The organism is Sagittula stellata E-37 (assembly GCF_039724765.1).
Classification (GTDB): Bacteria; Pseudomonadota; Alphaproteobacteria; order Rhodobacterales; family Rhodobacteraceae; genus Sagittula; species Sagittula stellata.
Map to the genome: position 1 here is coordinate 1169355 of NZ_CP155729.1, position 15307 is coordinate 1184661.

The 15307-nt window shown below is 66.8% G+C and carries 20 protein-coding genes; 15 read left to right on the forward strand and 5 right to left on the reverse strand.

Annotation, left to right across the window (positions count from 1 at the left end; genetic code table 11):
- The first annotated feature begins 90 nt into the window (after nt 1-90).
- The 5 genes from ABFK29_RS05530 (at nt 91) to ABFK29_RS05550 (ending at nt 3146) form a co-directional block, all read left to right on the forward strand.
- Nucleotides 91-543 (forward strand): DUF3429 domain-containing protein, encoded by a 453-nt coding sequence (locus ABFK29_RS05530; RefSeq protein ID WP_005855474.1) that lies wholly within the window; start codon nt 91-93, stop codon nt 541-543.
- Nucleotides 540-1172: a class I SAM-dependent methyltransferase gene (locus ABFK29_RS05535; RefSeq protein WP_005855476.1), complete on the forward strand. Its 633-nt coding sequence runs from the start codon at nt 540-542 to the stop codon at nt 1170-1172. The genes ABFK29_RS05530 and ABFK29_RS05535 overlap by 4 nt, the downstream gene beginning before the upstream one ends.
- Before the next feature lie 11 nt (nt 1173-1183).
- The gene (gene rnhA, locus ABFK29_RS05540) at nt 1184-1636 is read left to right on the forward strand and encodes a ribonuclease HI (protein WP_005855477.1); all 453 of its coding nucleotides are present in this window, start codon (nt 1184-1186) and stop codon (nt 1634-1636) included.
- A 343-nt stretch (nt 1637-1979) separates the two neighbouring features.
- Nucleotides 1980-2615: a trimeric intracellular cation channel family protein gene (locus ABFK29_RS05545; RefSeq protein WP_005855479.1), complete on the forward strand. Its 636-nt coding sequence runs from the start codon at nt 1980-1982 to the stop codon at nt 2613-2615.
- A 105-nt stretch (nt 2616-2720) separates the two neighbouring features.
- The gene (locus tag ABFK29_RS05550) at nt 2721-3146 is read left to right on the forward strand and encodes a hypothetical protein (RefSeq protein WP_005855480.1); all 426 of its coding nucleotides are present in this window, start codon (nt 2721-2723) and stop codon (nt 3144-3146) included.
- A 34-nt stretch (nt 3147-3180) separates the two neighbouring features.
- On the opposite strand, the gene ABFK29_RS05555 is transcribed toward ABFK29_RS05550, so the two are convergent.
- Entirely contained in the window at nt 3181-4356 is a 1176-nt protein-coding gene (locus ABFK29_RS05555; protein ID WP_005855482.1) for a MalY/PatB family protein, read from the reverse strand.
- A gap of 104 nt (nt 4357-4460) precedes the next feature.
- On the opposite strand from ABFK29_RS05555, the gene def (ABFK29_RS05560) reads away from it, so the two are divergent.
- The 7 genes from def (ABFK29_RS05560) to ABFK29_RS05590 all read left to right on the forward strand — a co-directional run bounded on the left by def (ABFK29_RS05560) (nt 4461) and on the right by ABFK29_RS05590 (nt 8845).
- Nucleotides 4461-4988, forward strand: coding sequence for a peptide deformylase (gene def, locus ABFK29_RS05560; protein ID WP_005855483.1), 528 nt, complete (start codon nt 4461-4463; stop codon nt 4986-4988).
- Entirely contained in the window at nt 4985-5482 is a 498-nt protein-coding gene (gene def / locus ABFK29_RS05565) for a peptide deformylase (protein WP_005855484.1), read from the forward strand. The genes def (ABFK29_RS05560) and def (ABFK29_RS05565) overlap by 4 nt, the downstream gene beginning before the upstream one ends.
- Nucleotides 5479-5970 carry a peptide deformylase gene (def, locus tag ABFK29_RS05570; RefSeq protein WP_005855485.1) on the forward strand — a complete coding sequence of 164 codons (492 nt, stop codon included), beginning with the start codon at nt 5479-5481 and terminating at the stop codon, nt 5968-5970. Before def (ABFK29_RS05565) ends, def (ABFK29_RS05570) begins: the two co-directional genes overlap by 4 nt.
- Nucleotides 5971-6263: 293 nt before the next feature.
- Nucleotides 6264-7175, forward strand: a complete 912-nt coding sequence (fmt, locus tag ABFK29_RS05575) for a methionyl-tRNA formyltransferase (protein ID WP_005855486.1) — start codon at nt 6264-6266, stop codon at nt 7173-7175.
- A 63-nt stretch (nt 7176-7238) separates the two neighbouring features.
- Nucleotides 7239-7505, forward strand: coding sequence for a hypothetical protein (locus ABFK29_RS05580; protein ID WP_005855487.1), 267 nt, complete (start codon nt 7239-7241; stop codon nt 7503-7505).
- A gap of 4 nt (nt 7506-7509) precedes the next feature.
- Nucleotides 7510-7746 carry a hypothetical protein gene (locus ABFK29_RS05585; protein ID WP_005855488.1) on the forward strand — a complete coding sequence of 79 codons (237 nt, stop codon included), beginning with the start codon at nt 7510-7512 and terminating at the stop codon, nt 7744-7746.
- A gap of 109 nt (nt 7747-7855) precedes the next feature.
- Nucleotides 7856-8845, forward strand: a complete 990-nt coding sequence (locus ABFK29_RS05590) for a glutathione S-transferase family protein (RefSeq protein WP_005855489.1) — start codon at nt 7856-7858, stop codon at nt 8843-8845.
- A 6-nt stretch (nt 8846-8851) separates the two neighbouring features.
- Here the strand turns inward: ABFK29_RS05590 and ABFK29_RS05595 are convergent, their stop codons facing one another.
- Nucleotides 8852-9217, reverse strand: coding sequence for a response regulator (locus tag ABFK29_RS05595; RefSeq protein WP_005855490.1), 366 nt, complete (start codon nt 9215-9217; stop codon nt 8852-8854).
- A gap of 178 nt (nt 9218-9395) precedes the next feature.
- Here ABFK29_RS05595 and ABFK29_RS05600 point away from each other — a divergent pair, with 178 nt between their 5' ends.
- From ABFK29_RS05600 to ABFK29_RS05610, 3 genes are all read left to right on the forward strand, one after another.
- Nucleotides 9396-10583, forward strand: coding sequence for a lytic murein transglycosylase (locus ABFK29_RS05600; protein WP_005855492.1), 1188 nt, complete (start codon nt 9396-9398; stop codon nt 10581-10583).
- A 199-nt stretch (nt 10584-10782) separates the two neighbouring features.
- Nucleotides 10783-11175: a hypothetical protein gene (locus ABFK29_RS05605; protein ID WP_005855495.1), complete on the forward strand. Its 393-nt coding sequence runs from the start codon at nt 10783-10785 to the stop codon at nt 11173-11175.
- Nucleotide 11176: 1 nt separating this feature from the next.
- On the forward strand, nt 11177-11689 hold the full coding sequence (locus ABFK29_RS05610) for a cupin domain-containing protein (protein ID WP_005855497.1): 513 nt from the start codon (nt 11177-11179) through the stop codon (nt 11687-11689).
- A 62-nt stretch (nt 11690-11751) separates the two neighbouring features.
- Here ABFK29_RS05610 and ade read toward each other — a convergent pair whose 3' ends face one another.
- The 3 genes from ade to ABFK29_RS05625 all read right to left on the reverse strand — a co-directional run bounded on the left by ade (nt 11752) and on the right by ABFK29_RS05625 (nt 15189).
- Entirely contained in the window at nt 11752-13446 is a 1695-nt protein-coding gene (ade, locus tag ABFK29_RS05615) for an adenine deaminase (protein ID WP_040604059.1), read from the reverse strand.
- Nucleotides 13447-13822: 376 nt separating this feature from the next.
- On the reverse strand, nt 13823-14428 hold the full coding sequence (locus ABFK29_RS05620; RefSeq protein WP_005855501.1) for an enoyl-CoA hydratase/isomerase family protein: 606 nt from the start codon (nt 14426-14428) through the stop codon (nt 13823-13825).
- Nucleotides 14425-15189 carry an SDR family oxidoreductase gene (locus ABFK29_RS05625; protein WP_005855503.1) on the reverse strand — a complete coding sequence of 255 codons (765 nt, stop codon included), beginning with the start codon at nt 15187-15189 and terminating at the stop codon, nt 14425-14427. Before ABFK29_RS05625 ends, ABFK29_RS05620 begins: the two co-directional genes overlap by 4 nt.
- Between the last annotated feature and the right edge of the window lie 118 nt (nt 15190-15307).

The window sequence follows — 15307 nt, forward strand, 5'->3', positions numbered from 1 at the left end:
TGGCGGGGCTGGCCGACGGTCGTGACGGGGGCTAAACAGAGCGCAGAGCCGTGCCCGCCCGCAGCCCGACAGACACGCGACGGAGAAGCCATGACCCAGATCCCCCGTTCCGCCCTGATCCTCGGCCTTGCCGGGGTTCTGCCCTTTGCGTGGGGCGCGCTGACGATGGTGTCGCCCTGGGCGGCCAACTTCGCCGCATCGACCCTCGGGCCGCGTTTTGCCGGCCCCTATGTCCAGCTGTTCTACGGTGCGGTGATCCTGTCGTTCATGTCGGGTGTGCTTTGGGGCTTCGCCACGAAGGCGGAGGGCGGGCAGGCTGCGACGGGCTATGGGCTGTCGGTGCTGCCCGCGCTCTGGGCCTTCTTCATGACCGGCGGCGGCCCGGTGTCGGCGGGGATCTACCTGATCTTCGGCTTCCTCGGGCTGCTGGCGCTCGACTTTGCGTTCTGGCGCTGGGGGCTGGCGCCCGACTGGTGGATGAAACTGCGGGTGCTGCTGACCGTGCTGGTCCTCGCCTGCCTTGCCGTGGGGGTGGTGCTGTGAGTGCGGATCGCGAGACGCTTGAGGTCTATAACGCCCGCGCGGGCGACTACGCGCAGACCATGGGACGGGACCCCGCCGCCATGGCCTCGCTGCGGGCCTTCGTGGCGCGGTTGCCGAAGGGCGGTCGCGTGCTCGACCTCGGCTGCGGACCGGGAAGCTGGGCGCGGGCTATGCTGGAGATGGGGTTCGAGGTCGAGGCCACGGATGCCTCCGACGCGATGGTGGCCGAAGCGTCCAAGGTCGAGGGGCTGGCCGTCCGCAAGGCCGTCTTCGAGGACATCGACGACGTGGCGCGCTTCGACGGGATCTGGGCCAACTTCTCGCTTTTGCACGCGCCGCGCGCCGCCATGCCGGACCATCTGGCGCGGCTGTATCGGGCGCTGAAACCCGGCGGCGTCCTGCATGTCGGGCTGAAGGAGGGCACCGGCGAACGGCGCGACCGGTTGGGGCGGTTCTACACCTATTACACCGTGGCCGAACTGACCGGCCTGCTGGCGGACCTGGACATGGTGACGGACGATCTGCGCGAGGGCGCGGACAAGGGGCTTGACGGTGAGGTCGCCGGGTGGTTCACCCTGACCGCCCGGAAGATTGTCCCGGACACCGAAGCCCGCACAGACACTGCCTGACCGAACGCCTCATGCCCGATCTCTACGCCTATACCGACGGAGCCTGCTCCGGAAATCCCGGCCCCGGTGGCTGGGGTGTGCTGCTGCGCGCGATGGAGGGCGACGAAGTCGTCAAACAGCGCGAGCTGAAAGGTGGCGAGCGGGTCACAACCAACAACCAGATGGAACTGATGGCGGCGATCAGCGCTTTGGAATCGCTGACGAAACCGTCGCGGATCACGGTCATCACCGACAGCCAGTACGTGAAGAACGGCGTGACCGGATGGATCTTCGGCTGGAAGAAGAACGGCTGGAAGACCGCCGCGAAGAAGCCAGTGAAGAACGTCGAACTGTGGCAGAGGCTGGACGCCGCGCAGGCCCGTCACGACGTGGTCTGGGAATGGGTCAAGGGCCACGCCGGACACCCGGAGAACGAACGCGCGGACGAACTGGCCCGCGCGGGCATGGCCCCCTTCAAGTCGTAGAAGGCGGTTTGTCAGGTCCTTCGGACGGCCTGGCGCATGCCAGGCACATGGGCGCGGCCCACGGGGTGAAGAGGGGAGGACGGCATGACCGTGCAGCGCATTTGCCGGGTTCGGTACAGGCCGGTGGTTGCCGGGCGCAGGTTTCGAACCGTTGCGAGGGCAGACGCATGACCATGGGGGCCGTCGCGGGGACGCAGACCGGGGCAAGAGGCGCCTTGCGGATCCGCGCAAGTCGAACGCGCACCAAGCGGATGTCGTCGGATCGTGTCGGGCCATCGGCTGCGCCCGTCACGATCAACTGCGCGGCGCATCCCAACGCCACGGCCAGTGAGGGGTTTGCGCCATGACCGCGCTGCAGTTGCTCGACTATGCCTCCGTCCTCGTTTTCGCGCTGACCGGGGCGCTGGTGGCCAGCCGGGCGCAGCTCGACATCGTCGGGTTTGCCTTCTTCGCCTGCCTGACGGCGACGGGCGGCGGCACGCTGCGCGACCTGATGCTGGACCGCAACCCAATCTTCTGGATGGACGACCCGCATATCCTTGGCGTGGCCTGCGCCGCCGCCGTGCTGGTGTTCTTCACCGCGCACCTGCTGGAGAGCCGCTACAAGGCGATCGTCTGGCTGGATGCGGCGGCATTGGCGGTGGCCGTGGCCGCCGGGTCGGGCATCGCCGTGGCAGAGGGGCAGTCGCTGGGCATCGTGCTGGTGATGGGCGTGCTGACCGGCTGTGCGGGCGGGCTGATGCGCGACGTAGTGGCCAACGAGGTGCCGCTGGTCCTGAAACAGGGGGAGCTTTACGTCACCTGCGCCTTCTTTGGCGCGTTGACCACGGGGCTGGCCACCTTCCTGCCGCAGACCGTCAGCGCGGCGCAGGCGGCGCTGGCCTGTGCCGCCGTGACCTTCTGCCTGCGGGCGGGCAGCATCGCCTTCGGATGGCGCCTGCCGGTCTACAAGGGCTTTCCGCCGCGCTACAAACCCTGAGCCGGCGCGGGCCGGGCTCTCGGGTTTCGGGTCAGGGATAGCATACTCCCGCTTAGCGGGAACTCGTGCCACGCTCTCCGCAGTTTTTGCGGGGAGGATTGCGACATGCCGACGTTCTACAGATGGGTGCCTAAGGATCACGCAGAAGATGCGCTGGCCTCCGGGCTGGTGTCCCACAACGGGTCGGCGATGTGGATATTCTCGATGGAAAAAGGCTACCGCCCGAACATGGTGAAGGGTCGCATCCTGCTGGCCTTCGACCTGACCGATCCGGCGGCGACCAACATCACGACCAAGAAACTGCTGGATTTCGAGGACCCGGAGTTCGGCGGCGAGAACAAGCACCCGTGGAAGATCATCGTCAAGAACAACGAGCCGGGCGCCTACGGGATTGGCCGTCACCGGCAGGCGACGACCAACTTCCACACCAAGTCGCGCTACGCCACCAAGAAGGAGGTGGCGAAGGCGCTTGGTGTCTCGGAGATGGAGGTCGGCGACGCCTACCGCCCGGCAGGCGGCTGGGGACGCTGATGCCCCCAGTCGGCTTGCCGGATCTGTCCGGTGATTACTGCAGGTCGGAGAAGGCCTCCTGCATCCGCCGGACGGCCTCGGCCACGCGGGCGCGCGGGGTTGCGAAGTTGAACCGCAGGAAACTTTCTCCGCCGGTGCCGAACGTCGGGCCGTGGTTGACGGCGATCTTCGCCTGCTGTTGCACGCGGTTGCCGTATTCCTCTGCCGTCATGCCGGTCCCGGCGAAGTCGACCCATGCGAGGTAGGTCGCCTGCATGTCCATGCTTTGCAGGCCGGGGATGGCGTTGATCCCCTCGTCGAAGAGCCGCCGGTTGCCGTCGAGATACTGCACCAGTTCGTCGACCCAGGCCGCGCCGTCGGGCGAATAGGCGGCCTCGGCCATGAACATCCCGAAGGAGTTGGGCGAAATCCCCAGGCCGGCCATTGTCGCCGCGAAGCGGGCGCGCAGGGCCTCGTCCGGGACGATGACGTTGCCGATGTGCGATCCCGCGATGTTGAAGGTCTTGGTGGTCGCGGACATCATCACCAGCCGGTCGTTGATACTGTCGTCGATCAGTGGCATCGGCACGTGGGTCTGGCCCGGCATCACGAGGTCGTGGTGAATCTCGTCCGACACCAGGATCAGGTCGTGCCGCTTGGCGAAGTCCGCCACCCCCTGCAGTTCCTCACGCGTCCACACCCGGCCGCCCGGATTGTGCGGCGAGCAGAGGATCACCATCTTTTCGCGTCCGGTCATCTGCGCGTCGTAGGCTTCGAAGTCCATGACATAGCGCCCGTCTTCCTGCGCCATTGGGCATTCTACGACCTCGCGGCCCGAGGCTTTGATGACGCGGGCGAAGGCGTGGTAGACCGGCGTGAACAGGACGACGCCATCGCCCGGCTCGGTATAGGTCTGCACGCAGAGCGCGGTGCCGTTGACCAGCCCGTGGGTGGTGAAGATGGCGCCGGGCTCGACCGTCCAGCCGTGCCTTTCCCGCATCCACCAGCAGATCGCTTCCCTGTAGGCGCGGTCGTCGCCGAAATAGCCGTAGAGCCCGTGGTCGGCCATGCGCTGAACCGCGGCCTGCACGCAGTCCGGCGGGCGAAAGTCCATATCCGCCACCCACATCGCCAGACCTTCGTCCGACGGCACGCCGTAAATGCTTTCCATCATGTCCCATTTCACCGAATGGGTTCCGTGGCGGTCGATTTCTTCGTCAAAGCGGCTCATGGCGGCGGCGTCTCCTGCAGTTTCGCGGCGGAAGCTAGACTTCTGGCCTGCAGGTGCAACCCCGATGCTTGCGCGGCGGCGCACATTTCCCTAAATCCCGGCGCATGAAGCGCTCCATCATTATCCATCCCGACCCGCGCCTGAAAAAGGTCTGCGATGCCGTGCCCGACCTGTCGGACGAGCTGCACGTGCTGGCCGACGACATGCTGGAAACCATGTACGACGCGCCGGGCATCGGGCTGGCCGCGCCGCAGATCGGCGTGCTGTCCCGGCTGATCGTGCTCGACTGCGCGAAGTCCGACAACGGGGAAGACGCCCGCCCGCTGGTGATGTTCAACCCGCGCGTGATCGCCTCTTCGGACGAACAGAATGTCTACGAGGAAGGCTGCCTGTCCATCCCCGAGCAATACGCCGAGGTGGAGCGCCCCAGGGTCGTGGACGTGGAATGGCTGGATCGCGACGGGATGCTGCGGACCGAGACCTTCGACGGCCTTTGGGCGACCTGTGTCCAGCACGAGATCGACCACCTCGACGGCAAGCTCTTCATCGACTACCTCAAGCCGCTCCGGCGTCAGATGATCACCCGCAAGATGGTCAAGCTGAAGAAGGAACGCGCGCGGGAGAAAGCGTGAGCCTGCTGCCGATCCTCACCTGGCCGGACACCGGACTGCGCGCGGCGTCGATGCCGGTCAGGGCGCCGTCCGCGGTCGCGCGGCTGGTCGAGGACATGTTCGAGACGATGTACGCCGCCCCGGGCCGCGGCCTCGCCGCCCCGCAGGTGGGCGTGCGGTCGCGACTGTTCGTGATGGACGCGACCTGGAAGGACGGGGAAAAGACGCCGACGGTCTGCATCAACCCGGTGGTGGCGCCGCTGGACGGCCCCGAAGAGCCGGGCGAGGAAGCCTGCCTGTCGATGCCCGGCGTGTCAGTCATGGTCACGCGCCCGACGCGGATCCGCCTGCGCTACACCGATCTCGACGACAAGACGCATGAGGTCGTGCTGACCGGCGCCGCCGCCCGCATCGCCCAGCACGAGACCGACCACCTCGACGGTGTGATGCACTTCCAGCACCTGCCGCTGGCCGAACGCGGCGTGCTGCTCGCCGAATACGAGGCCCTGCGATGACCGTCCGCCCCTTCGTGCCCTGGCCCGACAAGCGGCTGAGGGCGGCCGCCGCGCAGGTGGATGCCATCACCGACGAGATTCGCGCGATCTGGACCGATATGATCGACACGATGGAGGCGATGCCGGGCGTGGGCTTGGCCGCGCCGCAGATCGGCGTGATGTTGCGGCTGGCCGTGGTCGATGCCTCGGACGCGCGCGGCCAGGCGGTGCGCATGGCCAACCCCGAAATCCTGCACGCGTCGGTGCAATTGCGCGACCACGAGGAAGGCAGCCCGAACCTGCCGGGTGTCTGGGCGAAGATCGCGCGCCCACGCGCGGTCACCGTTGCCTACATCGACGAAACGGGCCTGCGTGTGGAACGAGATTTCGTCGGCCTTTGGGCGACGTCGGTACAGCACCAGGTGGACCACCTGAACGGGCGAATGTACTTCGACCGGCTGTCCAAGGTGAAACGCGACATGCTGATCCGCAAGGCGCGCAAGATGTAAGGTTCGGCGCGCCGGCCTGTCTTTTCTGCGAAAAGCCATGCGACGCGCCGACAGGCGCGCCCTTTCGGGCGCGATTGGGGCTCCGCCCCCGCTGCTCCGCAGCTCCCCCGAGGTATTTGGGCCAAGATGAAGGGATGAGAGGGGCTTGCGCTTCACCTTGCGACAATACCTCGGGGGGAGGCCGAAGGCCGGGGGGGCAGAGCCCCCTTATGGCAATAGGCTTGTCACGGCGCGGGCGATGGGCCAATCAGGGCGGGGCTTTGCGCCGCCCTTTGTCCGGAAGGAGGTTTTCGATGCGGCTGGTTTTCATGGGGACCCCGGAGTTTTCGGTGCCGGTGCTCGATGCGCTCGTCGAGGCCGGGCATGACGTGGTCGGTGTCTATTGCCAGCCCCCGCGCCCGGCAGGGCGGGGCAAGAAGGATCGCCCGACGCCGGTTCATGCGCGGGCGGTGGAACTGGGTTTGCCTGTTCGTCATCCGGTATCGTTGAAATCCGCGGAAGCGCAGGAGGCGTTTGCGGAGCTTGGCGCCGAGGTGGCGGTGGTCGTGGCCTACGGGCTGATCCTGCCGCAGGCCGTGCTCGACGCGCCGGAGCGCGGGTGTCTCAATATCCATGCCTCGCTGCTGCCGCGCTGGCGCGGGGCGGCGCCGATTCACCGGGCGATCCTGGCCGGCGATGCGGATACCGGCGTCTGCATCATGCAGATGGAGGCGGGTCTGGACACCGGGCCCGTGCTGCTGCGCAAGGCCACCCCGATCGCGTCGGGGGAGACCGCGGGCCAGTTGCACGACCGCCTGTCGCTGATCGGTTCGGCGCTGATCGTAGAGGCGTTGGATCGGCTGCCGGAGCTCGTGCCCGTTCCGCAGCCCGAGGAGGGCGTGACCTATGCGAGCAAGATCGACAAGGCGGAAGCGGCGATCGACTGGTCCGGCGACGCCGCCTCGATTGTCCGTCAGATCAATGGGTTGTCGCCCTTTCCCGGGGCGTGGACCACTTTGAACGGAGACCGGGTGAAGCTTCTGGCCGCGCTGCCCGCCCCGGGGCAGGCGCCGGCGGGCACCACGCTCGACGACCGGTTCACGGTCGCCTGCGGCACCGGTGCCCTTCGCGTCACCGAGGCGCAGCGGGCGGGCCGGTCCGCGCAGGATGCGGAGACCTTCCTGCGAGGGTTGCCATTGCCGAAGGGAACGGCGTTCGGCGGTTGAGGCCCGGCGGGACTTGGCAGCCGCGCGGTGCGCCCCCATAGTCACTGCAAAGGAGTCCTGCTCATGTTTCCAGTCCTGATCGGCACAGTGGTGATCGCGGGCATCATCGGTTACGCCTCCGAGAAGACCGGGTTTACCCGGAACGGTATCCTGCCCTCGATCATCATCTGCATCGGCGGCGCATTCCTGTTCTACTTCGTGCAGATCATGTTCGGCTTCGGCTTCCGCAGCCCCGGTTTGAACGCGATCGTGTCGTCCATCGGGGCCCTGCTGATCGTGCCGACGCATTACCGTGGCCGCGTCGGTCGGCGCGGCAGCCGGCGGCGGTAGGTCCATGTCGCTTGTCTTTCTCGTCATCATCGGCGCCGCCGCCGGGTTCATCGCGACCCGCATCCTCGGGATGGAGACGAGCATCGTCACCACGATCAGCATCGGCATTCTCGGCGCATTGCTGGGCGGGCTGGTGCTGCGCTTCCTGCTGGTGCTGACCGGGATGGCGGCGGGGCTTGTCGGCGCGACGCTGGGTGCGCTGGTGCTGATCGGCCTCTGGCACTGGATCAGCCGACGCTGAGGCCGCGCGCGCCTCGTTTGTGCGGATTCGCACCGGTCTCCTGCGCAGGAAGGCGTTTCCCAAATCGCTGCACCGACCTACCTCTCCGGTAAGCGAAGAGGAGGATACCATGGGCAGACTTGTCGACGGAGAATGGAAATCAGGGTGGGAGTACGGGAAGGACGCCGACGGGGCGTTCAAGCGGACCACCACCGCCTATCGCAACTGGATCACGCCGGACGGCGCGCCGGGGCCTTCGGGCGAGGGCGGCTTCGCGGCGGAGGCCGCGCGCTATCACCTTTACGTCTCATATGCCTGTCCCTGGGCGCACCGCACGCTGATCTTCCGTAAGCTCAAGGGGCTGGAGGACCTGATCACCGTCAACGTCGTGCATCCCGACATGCTGGAGGACGGTTGGACCTTCGATACGGGTTTCGCGGGGTCCACGGGTGACACGCTTTATGGCAAGCCGTTCATGCGCGACATCTACATCAAGGCCGACAGCGGGGCCAACGGCCACGTGACCGTTCCGGTGCTCTGGGACAAGCAGCGGGAGACCATAGTCTCGAACGAGAGTTCCGAGATCATCCGCATGTTCAACAGCGCCTTCGACGGCATCACCGGCAACACCGACGACTACTGGCCCGAGCATCTGCGGGACGACATCGAACCGGTGAACCAGCGGATCTACGACACCGTCAACAACGGCGTCTACAAGGCGGGTTTCGCCACCACGCAGAGTGCCTATGACGCGGCGGTCGATCCGCTGTTCGACAGTCTCGACTGGCTGGAAGAGCGGCTGGCCGGTAAGCGCTACCTGATGGGCGACCGCATCACCGAGGCCGACTGGCGGCTGTTCACGACGCTCGTGCGGTTCGACACGGTCTATCACGGGCACTTCAAGTGCAACCGTGCGCGGATCGTCGACTATCCGAACCTCTGGGCCTACACGCGTGAGCTGTTCCAGTGGCCGGGGGTGTCGGACACGGTGTTCATGGACCATATCTCGCGGCATTATCACTACAGCCACGACACGGTGAACCCGCACCGGATCATCCCGACAGGGCCGCGTCTGGACTTCGGCGCGCCGCACGGGCGGGGTCATCTCGCCGCCGCCTGAGCGCCGTCAGGCGCGCACGGCCGTGTAGTGTTCGACCATGTCGGCGATGTCCTTGGCGGGCGTGCCGCTGTGCAGGTAGGCGCAAGTGTTGGGGCAGATGCTGAACAACAACCCGTCCGAAAAGAAGCGCGACGCGGTAACGAAGATTACCCGCGCCTTGGGATCACGGTAGGCGGCCAGGTCGGAGACGGTCAGCGCCGCGCCGCCCGCGCACTCGATGTCGAGCAGGAGAACGTCGAACCGGCTGCCCTCCAGCGCGGCGACGGCGCTTTCCAGCCCCGTGGCGCAGGTCACTGCCGCGCCTCGGCGTTCAATGTGGCGTGACCAGAGCAGGGCGAGCTCTGCGTTGTCTTCCAGAATGAGGACGTTCATCCATATCTCCGGGATCAGGCGACCGGTTCGGCCCTTTCAGTATGCGTTCACAAAGGTGAAGATCAGGTTAATGTTTTGAGATTTCGCTGCGTTGCGGCGTGAATTGCGCGGGTGCAGCGTGCTTGCTCATGGCGGTCCAGTTGATAATCTGCCGCGAAACGCACGCTCGGGAGGCTTCATGCGACGCAACACCCTTCTTGGTCTGGTCCTTGCGGCCACGGCCCTGTCCGGCCCGGTTTCTGCACAGGACGTGCCCTGCGGTGGCAGCTTTTCGTCCTTCGTACAGGGGCTGAAGGATCAGGCGGTGGCCGAGGGGCACGACCCCGCGACCGTCAACCGGTTCTTTTCCGGCATCTCGCAAAGCCAGTCGGTGCTGAAAGCGGACCGCCGGCAGGGGATCTTTCAGGATCCGTTCATCACGTTTTCGAGAAAGCTGATCTCTCAGAACCGTCTGGACACCGGCCTGCGGAAAGCGCGTGAATGGTCCGGTGTCTTTGACCGTATACAAAGTGAATACGGCATCTCGCCAGGTGTGCTGCTGGCCTTCTGGGCGTTCGAGACGGACTATGGCGGCTATCAGGGCGACTTCAACACCGCCAATGCGCTGGTGACTCTGGCGCACGATTGCCGCCGCCCCGAGATATTCCGGCCGCAGGTTTTCTCGGCGCTGACGCTGTTTGAGCACGGCGACTTCGACCCGGCGACCACCACCGGTGCGTGGGCCGGAGAAATCGGTATGGTCCAGATGCTGCCGAAGGACATTCTCGAAAACGGGGTGGACGGCGACGGCGACGGGCATGTGTCGCTCAAGACCTCTCCGCCGGATGCGCTGCTGTCCGGGGCAAAGATGCTGTCGCACCTCGGCTGGCGCCCGAATGAGCCTTGGCTGCAGGAGGTGACGCTGCCGGAGGACCTCGACTGGTACGAGACCGGCCTTCAGACCACCAAGACCGTGGCCGAGTGGGAACAACTGGGCGTCCGGGCGCGCAGCGGGCAACTGGACGACGGACGGCTTGAGGCGTCGATCATCGTGCCGCAGGGCCGCAAGGGACCGGCCTTCATCGCCTACCCGAACTTCCGCGTCTATTTCGAATGGAACCAGAGCTTTACGTATGTTCTGACGGCGGCCTACTTCGGCACCCGGCTGATGGGTGCGGCGCCCTACGACGCGGGCAACCCGGAGCAGGGACTGTCCGGCGACCAGATGAAGCTGCTGCAGCGCAAGCTGGCCGAACGGGGGTATGACGTGGGCGAGATCGACGGCATCCTTGGGAGCGGCACGCGCAACGCGGTGCGGGACGTGCAGAAGGAGCTGGGCCTGCCCGCCGACGCATGGCCGACCGCAGCGCTCCTGAACCGGCTGTGACACCTTCAGCGTGCGCCGATGGGCCGGGGTCCGATCCGGCACGGCGCGCGCTTTTCGTTGCGCAGTTGATCGGAGGTCCGGGAACTGCCGCGATGCGCAGACGTTGGTCGGACATGATACAGTACTTCATCCGAACCCTGTTTCGCGGCTCCATCGTGGAGGACCGCGCCCTGCGGCGGGACCGCACCGTGGGGACCACATGATCGCGCGCACCCTGCCCATGACGTTGCTGCTGCCGGTGCTGGCCGCGTGCCTGCCGCAGGATACACCGCAGCCTGACAGCATCCCGCCCGCGTTTCAGGGCCGCTGGGGCATCAACCCGGCGGATTGCGACCCGACCCGGGCAGACGCCAAGGGGTTGCTCGGGATCGACGCCACCGTGCTCACCTTCTACGAAAGCCGCCACAGTCTGGAACGGGTGAAAGAGGCCGGGCCGGATCACCTGCGGGCCACCTTTGCCGCAAACGGCGAGGGTCAGGCCTGGGACTCGGAGTTCCTCTTCGATCTGCAGGGCGACGGTCAGACCCTTGTCCGCCGGGATGTGGAGGGCGCAATCGTCTCCGACCCCCTTGTGTACAGCAGGTGTACCTGAGATGGCGGAACCGGTCATAACCCGTATCGCCTTGCCCCCGACGCGCGACATTCCGAACAACCCCGACCTGCCGGTGGTGGTCTATGGCGGTGCCTTCGAAAGCGAGGGGCCGGAAGCGACCTGCGCCCTGCTGCAAGCGAACGGCTGGACGGGGACATGGGTCTACACCGTCTTTCCCTACCACCACTTCCACCCCGACGCGCATGAAGCCCTGGCCGTGGCAAGCGGCACTGCCCGGCTGCAACTGGGCGGCCCCGGGGGGCGCACGGTCTCGGTGCAGGCCGGGGACGCGCTGGTCCTGCCCGCCGGCACCGGCCATTGCCGGGTCGCGCAGTCGGAGGACTTCCGTCTCTGCGGCGCCTACCCGCCGGGGCAGGAGGGCTACAGCACCCGTCGCACCGGCGAGATGCAGGCAGGCGACCGGGCCAGCATCGCGGCGGTGCCCTTGCCGGAGACCGACCCGATCCTCGGCAGAACCGGGCCGCTGCGCGGGATCTGGCGCAACGTTTTCTGAAGTGCGACGGCCCGTAGGGCGGGGCTATGCGCCGCCTTCCCACGATGCGCACGGGCGCGCGCTCAGGAAATGATCTCGAACTTTGTCACGTCGACCATGCCACGGTCGGTGATCTTCAGCGCCGGGATCACCGGCAGTGCGAGGAAAGCCAGCTGCAGGAAAGGCTCCTCCAGCGTCACGCCCAGCGATGTCGCCGCCGCACGAAGCGACTCCAGCGAGTCCCGCACCGCCTCGAACGGCTCCAGCGACATGAGACCTGCCACCGGCAGTGCCAGTTCGGCCAGCACCGCGCCGTCCCGCACCACGACAAAACCGCCCTCGATCTCGCCCAGCCGGTTCGCGGCCACGGCCATGTCCTCGTATGAGACGCCGACGCAGGCGATGTTGTGATGGTCGTGACAGACGGTCGAGGCGATGGCGCCCGCTTTCAGACCGAATCCCCTGACGAAACCGGTGGCGATGTTGCCGTTCTTGCCATGCCGCTCCACCACCGCGATCCGCACAAGGTCGCGTGCGGTGTCCGGTGCCTTGTCGCCGTCGGCGATGGCAATGTCCTCGTGCAGGTGATCGGTGAGGATCTGGCCCTCGCGGATGCCGATCACGTCGGTCTCCACCTTGTTGCCGCGATGGCGGAAGTCGGCGGCACGGACCACCGGCGCCTTGACCGACGCGCGACCGACCGGTTCGATCCCCTGCCGCGCGGCAAAGGCCGCCTCTGACAGAACCACGCCGCCCGCCATGACCATGCGCGCATCGCAGGCTTCGAGCGAACCCACCGCCACGATGTCCGCGCGCTTGCCCGGCGCGATCATGCCCCGGTCCTTCAGGCCGAACGCCTCGGCGGCCGAAAGCGTCGCCGCCCGGTAGGCCGCCAGCGGCGGCGTCCCCAACCGGATCAGCTCGCGGATCATGTAGTCGAGATGCCCGTGCTCGCCGATGTCCAGCGGATTGCGGTCGTCGGTGCACAGACACATGTAGGGCGCGGTCCGTTCGTCGAGCAGAGGCTGCAAGGCGTGCAGGTCCTTCGAGACGGACCCCTCGCGGATCAGGACCCGCATCCCCTTGCGCAGCTTCTCCAGCGCCTCGGGGGCCGAGGTCGCCTCGTGCTCCGTCCGGATACCCGCCGCGACATAGGCGTTCAGGTCGCGCCCGGACAGCAGCGGACAATGGCCGTCGATGTGGCCGCCATCGAAAAGCGCGAGCTTCTCCATGCAGCCGGGATCGCGGTGGATCACGCCGGGATAGTTCATGAACTCCGCCAGACCCAGCCCGCTCTCGTGGCCCATCAGCGGGCGCAACGCCTGAGCGTCAAGCTCTGCCCCGGCGGTTTCCATGTGGGTCGACGGCACGCAGGAGGACAGTTGCACGCGGATGTCCATCAGGGTGTGCCGGGACGCGTCCTGGAAATACCGGATGCCCGCCGCGCCGATGACATTGGCAATCTCATGCGGGTCGCAGATCGCGGTTGTGACGCCGCGCGGGCCGACACACCGGTCGAATTCGAAAGGCGTGACCAGCGAGGACTCGATATGCAGGTGCGTGTCGATGAAGCCGGGCACGAGGATCGCCCCACCGACATCGATCACCTCCCGCCCGTCGTAGCTGTCGAGCGTACCGACAATCCGGTCACCGCAGATCGCCACGTCGCCCTCGAGCAACGCGTCGGTGACGAGATCCAGCATCCGCCCGCCGCGCAGCACGATGTCCGCCGCCTCATCGCCGCGTCCCTGCGCAATCCTGTCTTCAAGAGTACCCATGTCCACCGTCTCCTGCCTGACTCGCGCCCACGGTACACGACACGCCACAGGGGAAAAGGGCAACGCACACCTCGAAGCCCGGCGCACGCTATCTTCGACAGCGCGGCCGGCCTCCGACAGACGCGCCCTCCGGGCGCGGAAGGGGCTCTGCCCCTCGGCCTGTGGCCTCACCCCGAGGTATTTGAACCAAGATGAAGGTACTGGAGACGCGGGCGCTTCATCTTGGCTGAAATACCTCGGTGGGGGCAGAGCCCCCAACCGGTCGCCTCGCGACAGCGAGGCGAAACCTTTGCTCCCCTTCCAGTCAGTTGTCAAAGCGTGCAAGACCCTGCGCCACCTGCATGCAGGCGAGGCGGTTTCGGAGAAGGTACAAGCCCTAGCGGATCAGCGACTTGATGCCTGCGGCGTGCGCAGGCGTCGCGGCGAGCGTGTCGGTGGCGAGGTCGCGGGCGGCGGCGAGCGGATCGCCGTCCACGATGCGGTCGACCAGGCCCCATGTGAGCGCTTCTTCGACCGATGCCTTCGTACCGCCCATCAGGATCAGCTTCGCCCGGCTGGGGCCTGCGAGTGCCGCGAGACGGGCGGGGTCGGAAGGTTGCGGCAGGAAGCCGAGTTTCATCACCGGGTAGAATATCTTGGCGCCCGGTACGGAAATACGCAGGTCGCAGGCAAGGAACATACCCATCGCGCCGCCCGCTACAGTGCCGTTCAGAGCACAGATCGTCAGGCCGCGGTGTCGGGCCAGCGCGCCGGAGAGCCTTTCCCAGAGCGGCGACACCGCCAGTCCGGCCTTCGCGGCGTCGAGGTCCGCGCCGGCGGAGAATACCTTGCCGGCGCCGGTCAGGACGAGGACACGGGCGTCGCTGGCGTCCTCCGCGATCCGGGTCAGGCGTTCCAGCATGTCTTCGGTCAGGGAATTCGCTTTTTCCGGGCGGTCGATGGTGACGATCCAGAGACCGCCCTCCCTGTCCAGCCGGATCACGCGACGCCGACCCTTGTGCGTATGTCCGGGTCGCGCAGCGAGATCTCGTCTCCGAGAAAGTCGTCGGCGTGGTCGGAGCACATCCAGAGCAAGGTCCTGGCCACCCACTCCGGCGGAATGTGGTCGTCCCAGGAGAGTTGGCTGACGGGGTTGATGCCGGACGCCTTGATATCGCGCTGCATCTGCGTCGCCACCGTGCCCGGTGAGAGCGAGATGGCGCGGACGCCTTGTGCGCCGTATTCCTTGTGGGCCATCTTTGTCAGCATCAGCGCGCCGGCCTTCGAGGCGCAGTAGTGCGACCACGCCTCCACCGGTCCGTGTGCCGCGCCGGAGCCGATCGTCAGGATCGAGCCGCCGCCCTGGGCCAGCATAACCGGCAGGGCCGCGCGCATGCCGTGAAAGACGCCCTTCAGGTTGATGTCGATGACCTGTCCCCAGGCGTCCGGGTCGGCGTCCGCCATGTGGGCGATCGGTTCGATCACGCCTGCGTTGTTGACGAGGATGTCCAGCCGCCCGTGTGCCGTCAGGCAGTTGGCGACCGCCTGCTCCATCTCCCAGTAGCGCGAAATGTCGCAGGGCACCGCCACGGCCTGCGGGCCGATTTCACCGGCAAGGTCGGCCACCGCCTCGGCACTGCGCGCGACGAGTGCGACCCTGGCGCCTGCCGCCGCGAAGGCGCGGGCGGTGTCCGCGCCGATGCCGCGGCTTGCCCCGGTGATCAGCGCCACCTTGCCTGCGAGCTCTTTGCCTGTCTGATCCATACCTTGCCCCCGGCTGTGGTTTCCCGGCAAACTGGTAAAGCCTGAAAGGTAGGGAATCCAGCCCCTTGACCTGACCGGCCCCGGTGCTCGATTCTGGAGCACAACGAGAGTCTCTCAG

What these genes read in the sequence shown, in the direction of transcription:
- ABFK29_RS05595 (WP_005855490.1), bottom strand. Translation starts at nt 9,217, where the DNA reads ATGAACGTCCTCATTCTGGAAGACAACGCAGAGCTCGCCCTGCTCTGG.
- def (WP_005855483.1), top strand. Translation starts at nt 4,461, where the DNA reads ATGAAGCGCTCCATCATTATCCATCCCGACCCGCGCCTGAAAAAGGTC.
- ABFK29_RS05605 (WP_005855495.1), top strand. Translation starts at nt 10,783, where the DNA reads ATGATCGCGCGCACCCTGCCCATGACGTTGCTGCTGCCGGTGCTGGCC.
- ABFK29_RS05590 (WP_005855489.1), top strand. Translation starts at nt 7,856, where the DNA reads ATGGGCAGACTTGTCGACGGAGAATGGAAATCAGGGTGGGAGTACGGG.
- ade (WP_040604059.1), bottom strand. Translation starts at nt 13,446, where the DNA reads ATGGGTACTCTTGAAGACAGGATTGCGCAGGGACGCGGCGATGAGGCG.
- ABFK29_RS05550 (WP_005855480.1), top strand. Translation starts at nt 2,721, where the DNA reads ATGCCGACGTTCTACAGATGGGTGCCTAAGGATCACGCAGAAGATGCG.
- ABFK29_RS05585 (WP_005855488.1), top strand. Translation starts at nt 7,510, where the DNA reads ATGTCGCTTGTCTTTCTCGTCATCATCGGCGCCGCCGCCGGGTTCATC.
- fmt (WP_005855486.1), top strand. Translation starts at nt 6,264, where the DNA reads ATGCGGCTGGTTTTCATGGGGACCCCGGAGTTTTCGGTGCCGGTGCTC.
- ABFK29_RS05625 (WP_005855503.1), bottom strand. Translation starts at nt 15,189, where the DNA reads ATGGATCAGACAGGCAAAGAGCTCGCAGGCAAGGTGGCGCTGATCACC.
- ABFK29_RS05600 (WP_005855492.1), top strand. Translation starts at nt 9,396, where the DNA reads ATGCGACGCAACACCCTTCTTGGTCTGGTCCTTGCGGCCACGGCCCTG.
- def (WP_005855485.1), top strand. Translation starts at nt 5,479, where the DNA reads ATGACCGTCCGCCCCTTCGTGCCCTGGCCCGACAAGCGGCTGAGGGCG.
- ABFK29_RS05545 (WP_005855479.1), top strand. Translation starts at nt 1,980, where the DNA reads ATGACCGCGCTGCAGTTGCTCGACTATGCCTCCGTCCTCGTTTTCGCG.
- ABFK29_RS05580 (WP_005855487.1), top strand. Translation starts at nt 7,239, where the DNA reads ATGTTTCCAGTCCTGATCGGCACAGTGGTGATCGCGGGCATCATCGGT.
- ABFK29_RS05610 (WP_005855497.1), top strand. Translation starts at nt 11,177, where the DNA reads ATGGCGGAACCGGTCATAACCCGTATCGCCTTGCCCCCGACGCGCGAC.
- rnhA (WP_005855477.1), top strand. Translation starts at nt 1,184, where the DNA reads ATGCCCGATCTCTACGCCTATACCGACGGAGCCTGCTCCGGAAATCCC.
- ABFK29_RS05530 (WP_005855474.1), top strand. Translation starts at nt 91, where the DNA reads ATGACCCAGATCCCCCGTTCCGCCCTGATCCTCGGCCTTGCCGGGGTT.
- ABFK29_RS05555 (WP_005855482.1), bottom strand. Translation starts at nt 4,356, where the DNA reads ATGAGCCGCTTTGACGAAGAAATCGACCGCCACGGAACCCATTCGGTG.